At 72.1% G+C, this 10,463-nt stretch carries 10 protein-coding genes; 6 read left to right on the top strand and 4 right to left on the bottom strand.

All coding sequences use genetic code 11. The annotated features are described in order from the left end of the window. The first annotated feature begins 54 nt into the window (after nucleotides 1–54). Complete coding sequence (locus D7X12_RS34215) at nucleotides 55–1,068, top strand: ABC transporter ATP-binding protein (RefSeq protein ID WP_120629410.1); 1,014 nt, start codon at nucleotides 55–57, stop codon at nucleotides 1,066–1,068. Between the two features lie 7 nt (nucleotides 1,069–1,075). Here D7X12_RS34215 and D7X12_RS34210 read toward each other — a convergent pair whose 3' ends face one another. Beyond that, the gene (locus D7X12_RS34210) at nucleotides 1,076–1,273 is read right to left on the bottom strand and encodes a hypothetical protein (protein WP_120629409.1); all 198 of its coding nucleotides are present in this window, start codon (nucleotides 1,271–1,273) and stop codon (nucleotides 1,076–1,078) included. 199 nt (nucleotides 1,274–1,472) lie between these two features. Between D7X12_RS34210 and D7X12_RS34205 the strand changes: the two genes are divergently transcribed. The 4 genes from D7X12_RS34205 to D7X12_RS34190 all read left to right on the top strand — a co-directional run bounded on the left by D7X12_RS34205 (nucleotide 1,473) and on the right by D7X12_RS34190 (nucleotide 5,057). Beyond that, nucleotides 1,473–1,787 carry a DUF2171 domain-containing protein gene (locus D7X12_RS34205; protein ID WP_120629408.1) on the top strand — a complete coding sequence of 105 codons (315 nt, stop codon included), beginning with the start codon at nucleotides 1,473–1,475 and terminating at the stop codon, nucleotides 1,785–1,787. Nucleotides 1,788–1,935: 148 nt separating this feature from the next. Further along, entirely contained in the window at nucleotides 1,936–3,150 is a 1,215-nt protein-coding gene (locus tag D7X12_RS34200) for a kelch repeat-containing protein (protein ID WP_120629407.1), read from the top strand. Between the two features lie 82 nt (nucleotides 3,151–3,232). Beyond that, nucleotides 3,233–3,574, top strand: coding sequence for a hypothetical protein (locus tag D7X12_RS34195; RefSeq protein ID WP_120629406.1), 342 nt, complete (start codon nucleotides 3,233–3,235; stop codon nucleotides 3,572–3,574). Between the two features lie 52 nt (nucleotides 3,575–3,626). Then, nucleotides 3,627–5,057 carry a M24 family metallopeptidase gene (locus D7X12_RS34190; protein WP_120629405.1) on the top strand — a complete coding sequence of 477 codons (1,431 nt, stop codon included), beginning with the start codon at nucleotides 3,627–3,629 and terminating at the stop codon, nucleotides 5,055–5,057. Nucleotides 5,058–5,079: 22 nt separating this feature from the next. Here D7X12_RS34190 and D7X12_RS34185 read toward each other — a convergent pair whose 3' ends face one another. From D7X12_RS34185 to D7X12_RS34175, 3 genes are all read right to left on the bottom strand, one after another. Continuing rightward, nucleotides 5,080–6,243: a cytochrome-c peroxidase gene (locus D7X12_RS34185; protein ID WP_120629411.1), complete on the bottom strand. Its 1,164-nt coding sequence runs from the start codon at nucleotides 6,241–6,243 to the stop codon at nucleotides 5,080–5,082. Between the two features lie 137 nt (nucleotides 6,244–6,380). After that, complete coding sequence (locus D7X12_RS34180) at nucleotides 6,381–6,788, bottom strand: hypothetical protein (RefSeq protein ID WP_120629404.1); 408 nt, start codon at nucleotides 6,786–6,788, stop codon at nucleotides 6,381–6,383. Nucleotides 6,789–6,982: 194 nt separating this feature from the next. After that, nucleotides 6,983–8,734 (bottom strand): S8 family serine peptidase, encoded by a 1,752-nt coding sequence (locus tag D7X12_RS34175; RefSeq protein WP_120629403.1) that lies wholly within the window; start codon nucleotides 8,732–8,734, stop codon nucleotides 6,983–6,985. A 276-nt stretch (nucleotides 8,735–9,010) separates the two neighbouring features. On the opposite strand from D7X12_RS34175, the gene D7X12_RS34170 reads away from it, so the two are divergent. Continuing rightward, a partial coding sequence (locus D7X12_RS34170) for a serine/threonine protein kinase (protein WP_147443884.1) occupies nucleotides 9,011–10,463 on the top strand: 1,453 nt, incomplete at its 3' end.

The following is a 10,463-nucleotide window of genomic DNA, read 5'->3' as shown; positions in this document are numbered from 1 at the left end:
CGGTGGGGGCGGCGATGCTGGCCGCCTTTTCGATTCCGCTGGGAGGTGGCGCGGGTGGCGACGGTGTCCCTGGAGGACGTGCGCAAGGTGTACCGGGGCGGGGTGGCGGCGGTGAAGGGCGTGACGCTGGACATCGCGGACGGCGAGTTCGTGTCGCTGGTGGGGCCGTCCGGGTGCGGCAAGTCCACGACGTTGAACCTCATCGCCGGGCTGGAGGAGCTGTCGGGCGGCACGCTGCGCATCGACGGGCAGGTGGTGAACGACCTGTCCCCGCGGGAGCGCGACATCGCGATGGTGTTCCAGAGCTACGCGCTCTACCCGCACCTGGACGTGGCGGGGAACCTGGCGTTCCCGCTGAAGGTGGCGGGGATGGGGCCCGGGGACATCGACGCTCGGGTGCGCGAGGTGTCCGGGATGCTGGGGCTGGAGGCGCTGCTGGCGCGCCGGCCGAAGGAGCTGTCGGGTGGCCAGCGGCAGCGGGTGGCGCTGGGGCGCGCGCTGGTGCGCAGGCCCAAGGTGTTCCTCTTCGACGAGCCCCTGTCCAACCTGGACGCGGCGCTGCGCACGCAGATGCGCGGGGAGATCAAGAAGCTGCACGAGCAGCTGCAGGCCACGTTCATCTACGTCACGCACGACCAGGCGGAGGCGATGACGCTGTCGGACCGCGTGGTGGTGATGAGCCAGGGCGAGGTGCAGCAGGTGGCCCCGCCGCGCGAGCTGTACGACGCGCCAGCGAACCTGTTCGTGGCGGGCTTCTTCGGCTCGCCGCGCATCAACCTGGTGAAGCCGGACACGCTGGGGCTGCCCGCGGAGGACGCGGTGCTGGGCCTGCGGCCGGAGCACCTGCACGTGGGCCAGGGCGCGAAGCCCGACGATGCGCGCGAGGGCCGCGTGTACCTGGTGGAGCCCATGGGCGCGGAGGTCTGGGTGACGGTGGAGACCGGCGGCGAGCGGCTGGTGGCACGGGCGCCCGGAGACTTCCGCGCCGCGAGCGGATCCCCGGTGTGGCTGCGCCACGACGCGCGTCACCTGCGCCGGTTCGATGGGAAGACGGGGCGGGCGCTGTGACGTCGCGTCAGGCGTAGACCTGTTCGCTCTCCACGAGCGGTTCCAGGCGGCGCTGGAGGTCATGGAGCCGGTCGTAGCGGTGGCGCAGGGCTTCCTTGAACTCGCGTTGATCCGCGTGCGCGATCTCATCCAGCAGCGTGCGCAGGGTCGCGTCCAGCGCGTCCTTCAGGACGCGCGACTCCTCGTTCGATAGTTCCAGTATCATCGGGGGGTCCTCCAACAGGAACGGTAGGCACCGCCGCGCCGTGCGCGCGGGGCCGGCCCCCTGTCGTGAGAGGAGCCTGCTCGGGGGCTCCCCGGGCTGCCCGCCACGACGCGCACGGCCGCGGGAGCGACCCCACCTTGAAAGGGATGTTGCGGCCCGGCGGTCAGCCCCGGGCCCTTCGAGCGCGAGGAGCGACACGATGATTCACGCGGGAGACGTGCGCGAGGGCATGGCGGTGCGCACCGCCGACGGACACACGCTGGGCCGGGTGGCTGGCGTGGGAGACACGCACTTCGAGCTGGAGAGGGGGCTCATTCCCATTCCCCGGCGCGACTACCTCATCGAGTACTCCGACGTGGAGGCCGTGCGCGGAGACGAGGTCCTGCTCAGGCCGTCCGACCACTCCCTGCTCACGCTGGAGGAGGACGACGACGGCGGGGCCCTGCCGCCGCGTCACAGCGAGGGCATTGACGCGGAGCCCGCGAACGACCCCGTGGGTCCCATGCGGCACTGACGTCCGCGCGTCGCGAAGGCCCCTGGGACTCCGGGGGCCTTCCAACCCGGAGGGCAGGACAAGGGCCTGGAATCATTGGGCCTGGCCGGGCTTGGGTGTCAGACCGGCGCGGTAGACGAACCCTTCGGCCAGACGTCCCGGTGGGGTCATGCGACGGTTCTCGACATCTCGCGTCACGGCGCTGTGGTTGGGAGTGATGTTCTCGTGCGGCCCCGTGCCGCGAGCGGATGCGGGGAGCGTGGAGGCGCCCGCGCCGGGCCTGTTGTCCACGCCGCGCCGGCTGCTGCCCTACGTGTCGTTGGAGGACGGGCGGGTGCTGGCGGCGGGCGGGCACGACGGGCACCGCACGTTGGGCAGCTGTGAGGTCTTCGACCCGGACACCGGACGGTGGCGGCCCACGGGGGCGCTGCGCACGGCGCGGCGCAACCACGCGGCGGTGCGGCTCGCGGACGGGCGGGTGCTGGTGGTGGGTGGCTCCAACGGGGTGACGGTGGGGGCGCTGGCGAGCGTGGAGCTGTACGCGCCGGACACGGGCGTGTGGACGGCGGCGGCGTCCCTGGCCGAGGCGCGCAACGATCCGACGGCGGTGCTGTTGCCGGACGGGCGCGTGTTGGTGGCGGGCGGCACGGACGTGGATCTGCGGCCGGTGCGGACGGCGGAGCTGTTCGACCCGGCGACGGGCGCGTGGCAGCCGGCGGAGGCCCCGGGCTTCGTGCGAGGCGGCGCGGGGACGGCGGTGGTGCTGCGGTCGGGCCAGGTGTTGTTCGTGAGCGGGTTGCAGGCGGAGGTGTACGACCCGGTGACGGGCCATTGGGAGAAGGCGGGCGCGATGGGCGGCGCGGCGGGCACGCACCGTCTGGGGCACACCGTGACGTTGTTGCCGGACGGGCGCGTGTTGGTGGTGGGTGGCACGACGGAGCGCGCGGCGAAGACGGCGGAGGTGTACGTGCCGGAGCGGAACGCGTGGGAGCGGGTGGATCCGCCCGCGCTGCCGCGCGAGCACCACGCGGCGCTGGTGACGGCAGAGGGCGCGGTGCTGGTGATGGGCGGCGAGCACTCCACGCGAGGCACGCTGGCGGCGGCGGAGCGGTTTGATCCGGTGCGCGGGATGTGGACGCAAGCTCCCACGCTGCATGAGCCGCGAGGCGAAGCAGGCGCGCTGTGGCTGCGTCGGGGCACGGTGCTGGTGGTGGGCGGCGTGAACGAGCTGGGCACGCTGGCCACGAGCGAGGAGTACGTCCCGGCGCCCTGCCTGCCAGTGACGTGCGAATCGCAGGGGCCGGGTTGCGGCGTGACGACGGACGGCTGCGGAGGAACGCTCGACTGCGGACCGTGCGTGGCGGGCGGAGAGCCCGTTCACTAGCGACTGGGGCCAGGGGGCGATGGACACGGATGGAAGGTACGCGCACGCTGCTCTGAGTCCCCTCCACGGAAGTGCGTCCTCCATGCCCCCTGGCCCCCCACGGCACACGTCCATCGATGATCCCGTGGCCGACGACTACTGGTCCTTCGAGGATGACCACGGACGCGCGCACGTCTCACGCGTCACGCTGGGGCGGCCCGTCCCCATTCCCCAGGACGCGAACGGCGACTGGTACTGCCCCGTGCTCATCGGGCATGCGGTCCCGCTGGCCGAGAGCCTGGTGGGAGTCGGGCCCGTGGATGCCCTGCTGAACGCCGCGCGGTTCGTCCGCGAGCACTTCCACGAGCTGCGCAAGGTCAGCCCCCGCGCCGTCCCTCCAGGCTCCACGGCTTCCACGTCAAGCCAGCGTCCAGGCCTGGTTTGACGCCGTGCATCGGTGCGGCACCGCGAAAGAGCGCGTGACAGACTGCGCGCCCATGCGCTCCTGGAAACACCTGCTCGTCGTCCCGCTCGTCTGTTCCTCCGCCTGCGCCACCGCGCCCGTCACGCCCGTGAACGCGCAGCCCCCGGTCATCGCCGCGCCCGCCTCCGTGGCCCCCGCGCCCGCCGCGCCGGAGCGCCCCTTCGGCACGCTGCGCGAACAGGCCGAACGTCAGCAGGCCTGGCTGCGCGAGCGCCTGGACACCGCGCTGCCCCAGCTCATGCGCAAGTACGGCGTGCAGATGTGGATCATCCCCATGCGCGAGTACAACGAGGACCCCGTCTACAAGGCGCTCGTGTCCCCCACCACCTTCGCCGCGCGCCGCCGCACCATCTACGTCTTCTTCGACCGGGGCGGTGACAAGGGCGTGGAGCGACTGGCCCTGGGCGGCAGCTCGCAGGGCGGCCTCTATGATGTCCGCCGCGCGCCGCAGCAGGTGAACGGCGGCGGCGTCGTCCAGCGCACCGCGGAGCTCCTCGGCCCCGAACAGTGGCCCCTCCTCAAGCAGGTGGTGGAGGAGCGCAAGCCCCAGTCCATCGCCATCGACGTGTCCCAGGCCATCGCCTTCGCGGACGGCCTCACCCACGGCGAATACGAAGCCATGGCCCAGGCCCTGGGCCCCACCTGGGTGAAGCGCTTCAAGCCCGCCGGCGGCCTGCCCCTGGACATGCTCGGCTGGCGCAGCGCCGACGAGGTCCGCTTCTACGAAGGCCTCACGAAGCACGCCTGGAACATCATCCAGACCGCCTTCTCCAACGCCGTCATCACCCCCGGCGTCACCACCCCGAAGGACGTGGAGTGGTGGATGCGCCAGCGCCTCTCCGACCAGGGCCTGGACACCTGGTTCCAGCCCCACGTGGACGTGCAGCGCAAGGGCGCCACCGAGGCGCAGCTCGGCGACAACCCCGTCATCCAGCGCGGCGACGTGCTCCACTGTGACTTCGGCATCACCGCGCTCCGCCTCAACACCGACACCCAGCACATGGGCTACGTGCTGCGCGAAGGGGAGACGGACGCGCCCGCCGGCCTCAAGGCCGCGCTCAAGGCCTCCAACCGGCTCCAGGACATCGTCACCGGGGAGATCAAGCCGGGCCGCACCGGCAACGAGGTGCTCCGCGCCGCGCTCGCGCGCATGAAGTCCGAGGGCATCAACGGCACCGTGTACTCGCACCCCGTCGGCCTGTACGGCCACGGCGCCGGCCCCATGATTGGCATGTGGGACCGCCAGGAGGGCGTGCCCGGCAACGGCGAGCACCGCGTGATGCCCCAGTCCTGGTTCGCCATCGAGCTGCAGGCCACCACCCCCGTCCCGGAGTGGGGCCAGCAGCCCGTGCGCTCCGGCCAGGAGGAGGACGTGGTGCTGGACGCGCAGGGCGCCGTGCACTGGGCCTTCCAGCGCCAGACGGAGTTCCACCTGGTGCGCTGAGGGCTCAGCGCGCGAAGGGGCTTTAGCGCGCCACGCCCGTCATGGACTTGAGCAGCGCCACCAGCGCCTGCTTCTCCTCGCTGCTCAGGTCCAGCTTGACGATGGTCTCCGTGCGCACGCCCACGAAGCTGCCGTCCGCGTCGCCGCCCTCGTTGTAGAAGTCGACGACGTCCTCCAGCGACTTCTCCGCGCCGGTGTGCATGTACGGCGCGCTCAACTCCACGTTGCGCAGGGTCGGCGTGCGGAAGGCGCCCACCACCTCCTGCGGCTTGCTCTGCGCCTGCGTGTTCAGGGCGGACAGCCGCGCCGCGTCCGTGCCCGTGGGCGCGTCGCTGAAGACGCCCGCGGCGTTGAACACCCAGGACAGCAGCCCCTCCACCGCGTCCGCCTGGCCGCGCTTGCCGGGGCCCGCGTCCTTCAGGCCCACGTTGTGGAACTTGTCGTCCGTCAGCGCGCGCCCCTTGTGGCACACCACGCACTGGCCCTTGCGCACGAACGTCTTCAGCCCCAGGTACGCCGGGTCCTGCTCCGCCGTGCCCGCCTGCACCGCCTGGAGGAAGCGCCGCACGTCCGCGTCGAAGGGCGCGTCCGTCCGGTTGAGCGTGCGCTGGTACGCGGCCAGCACCTTGCCCACGTTGGCCAGCAGCAGGTCCCCGTTCTGCTCGTCCGCGGGCGCCGTGCCGAACAGCTGCGTGTACGCCGCCGTATAGGTCGGCTCCGCGACCAGCCGCGCGCGCACCACCACCGCGTCCGAGTCCATCTCCACCGGGTTCGTCAGCGGCAGGATGGCCTGCGACCAGAGCCGGTCCGCTCTCCCGTCCCACATGAACCAGCGGTTGTAGCCCGCGTTCAGCAGGCTGGGCGGATTGCGCTCCGTGCGCTGGCCCCCGCAGCCCTCCGCCGTGGGCGTCTCCACCGTGTAGCCTTCGCCCTCGTGGCAGCTGCGGCAGGACACCGTCCCGCAGCGCGACAGCCCCGGATCCTCGAACAGCCGGTGCCCCAGCGCCGCCGCGTCCGGGTTGTCCCCCCACTTGTTGGTGGGATCCACCTCCGGACGCGCACTGGGCGTGTGCAGGATGTTCAGCTCGTCGAGCTCGTCCTCACTCGGAAAGGGGGCTTCGGATTCGCAACCCGTCCCCAGCAGGGCCAGGGAGAGCACGGCGGTACGCAAACGGAACGGGGACATGGGCTGCTGGAGCTTGGCGCCCTTGTGTTCAGCAATCAATGGTCCCTGGCCGAACCCACCCGCCAGGTCCTCCGTTACCCGGAAGACCGGGGACGCCCCATGACGTGGCGCGCCCCCGGCACTTCAGGGCTTCCGGCTCACCCGCAGGTGAGCTTGTAGCTGACGACCGGCGACGCGTACTTCGCGATGTTCATCGTCGTGGGCCCCGGCGTCGCGGTGGGCGCCGCGCCGTTTGCGCACTTCAGGCCCGGATCCACCACCAACGCCACCTGCAGGTCCGCGCCGTCCGGAAGGCTGGCCACCGTGAAGCTGCAACGGTTGCCGCGGCTCTGCTTCACCTCGCCCGACCCCAGCGCCGCGGAGTTCCCCTCGGTCACCTTCACGCTCACGGAGGTGCACGGGTTGCCCTGCAGCCCGCTCTCCGGGTACGTGACGCTGCCCGTGACCGTGGCGTTGCCCCCACGCCCTCCAGCCGCCGCACCACTCGACGTCGAGGCGCAGGCAGTGGCGGCAAGGACCAGGGCGGCAACAGCAATTCGCAACATGGATTTCCTCAATTCAAGAATGAAAGGGTTTTCACGCCGGCTGGCCGCCTTCCAGGCAGCCATCGGCGCGCGCCACGTACAATCCCGCCGCGAGTTCATTCCACGGGGGATTGCGTTCGTGATTGCGTCCATGCGGCGGATTTCCGCTCCTCGACATCCGCCCTGTTTCCCTCCCGGCTCTTGAGAAAAGGGAGTCACGGCAGCCGCTGCAGCGCGTCCTTCGCGCGCACGAGCCCGTGACCGAACACGGGGTCCCTGCCCGGGGTGCCCAGGTCGCGCGCGGAGGCCTGCATCGCCGCGCGGATCTGCAGGGGCGTCAATTCCGGCCGCGCGCTCCAGAGCAGCGCCGCCACGCCGCTCACGAAGGGCGCGGACATGGAGGTGCCGGAGGAGTGGGTGTAGTCCACCGGGAAGAGGTTCACCCAGGCGTGGCCGCCCAGCCGCTGGCGCAGCATGGTGCCGGTGGCCTGGTTGACGCTGACCGCGGGCACCCAGTGTCCCCGGCGGGGCAGGGCGAGGATGTCCACGTCGCCGCCCGCGGGGCCGTCGTCGGCGCCGAAGATGACCGAGCGCGCGCCCTGCATCATCACGTTGGACATGGCCAGGTCGATGGGCAGCGCGCCCGGGCGCACGTAGGCCACGAAGCCGTCACAGGTGGCGCCCTTGCACGCGTCCAGCGAGTCCCCCAGGCCGCAGTCCACCAGCCTCCCCGCGGTGTTGCCCGTGGGGGAGAACAGCAGCGAGCGCGACACCGGCTCCGTGTCGCTCACGGCCATCTGCGAGAAGGCGCCCATGCCCCGGGGGAAGCTGGACAGCACGTCCACGCCGGGCGCCATCAGGTCCAGGTCCGCTCCCACGCAGGAGAAGCCCGCGCGCCGCTCGTGCGGATCCACCGCGCCCACCGCGACCACGGAGGGGTCCGACGCCGGATACAGCACCGGACCGCCCTGGTTGCCCGCGGACGCCACCACCAGCATGCCGTGGTCCAGCGCCGCCTTGAACGCCTCCAGGGAGCTGCGCGTGGGCGTGCCTCCGCCCAGCGACATCGACACGATGCGCGCGCCCTGGGACTCGCACCACTCCATCGCGGAGAACACGATGCTCATCTGCGTCTGGCCCTGCAGGTCCAGCACGCGCGCGATGAGCAGCGGGGCGCGGGGGGCCACGCCCACCATGCCGCCGGGGTGCGACTTCGGATCCGTGACGCCACCCTGGCCGGGCCGCGCGGCGATGATGCCCGCCACGTGCGTGCCGTGGCCCAGGCCCCACTTGCCGCCTTCGCCCCTGTCGCTGACGTCGTCGTCCCCGTCCAGGAAGTCGCGGCTCGCCACCACGGCGCCCTGGAGCTCCGGGTGCCCCAGGTCCAGCCCGCTGTCGATGATGCACACCTTCACACCCTCGCCCGTGGGGGCGCCCACATCCAGCACGCCGTCCCCGTCCGCGTCCCACACCTCCGGCGCCTGCACCATGCGCAGCGCCTCGGTGTACTCCCCGGTGGGCAGCACGCCCTGCGCGACCGCCCCCACCCGGGCGGGCAGCAGGCCGGGCGCCAGCCCCTGCGCCGACCACGACTGGTCCTCCTCGATGCTCTCCACCAGGTCGCTCTGCTCCAGCGCGCGGCGCTCCTCGGGCGTCACGCGCGCGGCCACCGCGGGGATGTTGCGGTAGACGAAGCTCACCTTCGCCCCCACGTCGCGTGCCAGGTCGACGCCGGCCGCGGTGACGCGCGAGGCCCGCGTGCTGCCCGTCTTGCGGAAGCGGATGATGGTCGCCGTGCGGCCGTCGTCCGGCTCCCTCGAGGGCTCGTTCCCATCCATTCCCTGACGCGTCGCCACCTCGCCGGCGATGACGCCCGGGCAGGCCTGTCCCTGTGACTGGGACTGCCTGGACGACTCCGGCGCACACGCCACCAGCGCCAGCAAACCGACGAATCCCCATCGCATCATGGCCGACTCCTTCCAGAACGACGATCCACGGGAGGCCCCCTCAGGGAACGCATCCGGAGCCAAAGCGGCAACGTCCGGCGGGGCGCGCGGCCATGGACGTGCGCGGGTGCACACCGCAGCTGTTGTCAGGAGGAAGTCAGGTCCGGTTTTTCCGTTGGGTCCGGGACTTTCTAGTTTTGGCGCGAGCGGCGTCCGAGGCCTGGAAAGAAGGCAGGGGAGCGTGGCGCGCGGCTTGATTCCATGGGGGCGTCCGTGCTGCGCTCCCGCGCCGAAGCCATGAGCACCGCACCCTCAGAGTCCCCTCGGTTTTTCGGGCGCTACGAGCTCGTCCACCTCCTGGGCCAGGGCGGCATGGGAGAGGTGTACCTGGCGAAGCTGACCGGGGCGGCGGGCTTCGAGAAGCCCTGCATCGTGAAGACCATCCTGCCGGCGCTGGTGAAGGACCGGCAGTTCCTGGACCGCTTCCATCACGAGGCCAAGGTGCTGGTGCACCTGGTGCACTCGTCCATCGCCCAGGTGTACGACATGGGCGAAGCGGACGGCACCTACTACATGGCCCTGGAGTACGTGGCGGGCGTGGACCTGGGCTACCTGCTGGAGCAGGCGCGGGTGCAGGGGCGGGCGGTGCCGGCGCCGGTGGCGCTCTACATCGGCCAGCGCATGGCGGAGGGGCTGGGATACGCGCACCGCAAGACGGGCACGGACGGGGAGCCGTTGGGCATCGTCCACCGGGACGTGTCCCCGCACAACGTGATGGTGTCGTACGAGGGCGAGGTGAAGGTCATCGACTTCGGCCTCGCGAAGTCCACCGCGCGCAGCAAGTACACGCTGCCGGCCACGGTGATGGGGAAGCTGGGCTACATGTCCCCGGAGCAGGTGCGCGCGGAGCCCCTGGACCACCGCAGCGACATCTACTCCTGCGCGGTGGTGGTGTGGGAGATGCTGGCGGGCCGTGGGCTCGTTCCCCACGGCACCGTGGGTGAGATGATGGCCGCCATGTCGCAGCCGGTGGTGCCGCCCCTGGGCGACCTCCGGCCGGACGTGGAGCCCTCGCTGGAGGCCGTCGTGCGCCGCGCGCTCGCGCCCGTGCCGGCGGAGCGCTACGCGCGGGCGGACGACTTCGCCCGCGCGCTCAACGCGGAGCTCTTGCGCACCGGGACCGCGATGGGCGCCGAAGAGGTGGGCGAGTTCGTGCGCACCCTCTGCCCGGAGGCCTTCGCCGAGCAGCGCAAGCTGGCCTCCAGCGTCACCGGGGAGCGCCGCACGCCGCCGCCGGCCGCGCGCGGGAACTCCGGCACCGGCCTGTATGGCGCGCCCGGCGGCGACCCCGGTCAGGACGCTGCCTATCAGGCCACGGCGCTGCGGACCCCGGGCGACGCGGGCCGGCGGGACACCGGGCGCATCGACCGGGAGGACCTGGCGAAGGGCCCGTCCGGCACGTTCGTCTCCCATCCTTCGGGCTCGGGCGGCATGGCGGTGCGCGGCCCGGGCTCCGGCGGCGTGGCCCGGAGCGGCGACGCTCCGGACGAATCCGCGCTGGGCGCCACCGCGGTGCACCGGGTGGCGGAGCCCGCGCTGGCGGTGGGCACGGCGTCGCAGGTGCTGGAGCCGACCGGGCGGCGCCGGCCGGTGGCGCGGATCGCCGTGGCCGCGCTGCTGCTGGTGGGTGTCACCGCGGGCCTCACCGCGTATGTGATGAACGCGAACGCGCCCACCGGCACCCCCGCGC

Source organism: Corallococcus sicarius (assembly GCF_003611735.1).
Classification (GTDB): Bacteria; Myxococcota; Myxococcia; order Myxococcales; family Myxococcaceae; genus Corallococcus; species Corallococcus sicarius.
The sequence above is the reverse complement of the archived record's forward strand: the minus strand, read 5'-3'. Positions and strand labels throughout refer to the sequence as shown.

What these genes read in the sequence shown, in the direction of transcription:
- D7X12_RS34210 (WP_120629409.1), bottom strand. Translation starts at nt 1,273, where the DNA reads ATGATACTGGAACTATCGAACGAGGAGTCGCGCGTCCTGAAGGACGCG.
- D7X12_RS34205 (WP_120629408.1), top strand. Translation starts at nt 1,473, where the DNA reads ATGATTCACGCGGGAGACGTGCGCGAGGGCATGGCGGTGCGCACCGCC.
- D7X12_RS34200 (WP_120629407.1), top strand. Translation starts at nt 1,936, where the DNA reads ATGCGACGGTTCTCGACATCTCGCGTCACGGCGCTGTGGTTGGGAGTG.
- D7X12_RS34195 (WP_120629406.1), top strand. Translation starts at nt 3,233, where the DNA reads ATGCCCCCTGGCCCCCCACGGCACACGTCCATCGATGATCCCGTGGCC.
- D7X12_RS34190 (WP_120629405.1), top strand. Translation starts at nt 3,627, where the DNA reads ATGCGCTCCTGGAAACACCTGCTCGTCGTCCCGCTCGTCTGTTCCTCC.
- D7X12_RS34185 (WP_120629411.1), bottom strand. Translation starts at nt 6,243, where the DNA reads ATGTCCCCGTTCCGTTTGCGTACCGCCGTGCTCTCCCTGGCCCTGCTG.
- D7X12_RS34180 (WP_120629404.1), bottom strand. Translation starts at nt 6,788, where the DNA reads ATGTTGCGAATTGCTGTTGCCGCCCTGGTCCTTGCCGCCACTGCCTGC.
- D7X12_RS34175 (WP_120629403.1), bottom strand. Translation starts at nt 8,734, where the DNA reads ATGATGCGATGGGGATTCGTCGGTTTGCTGGCGCTGGTGGCGTGTGCG.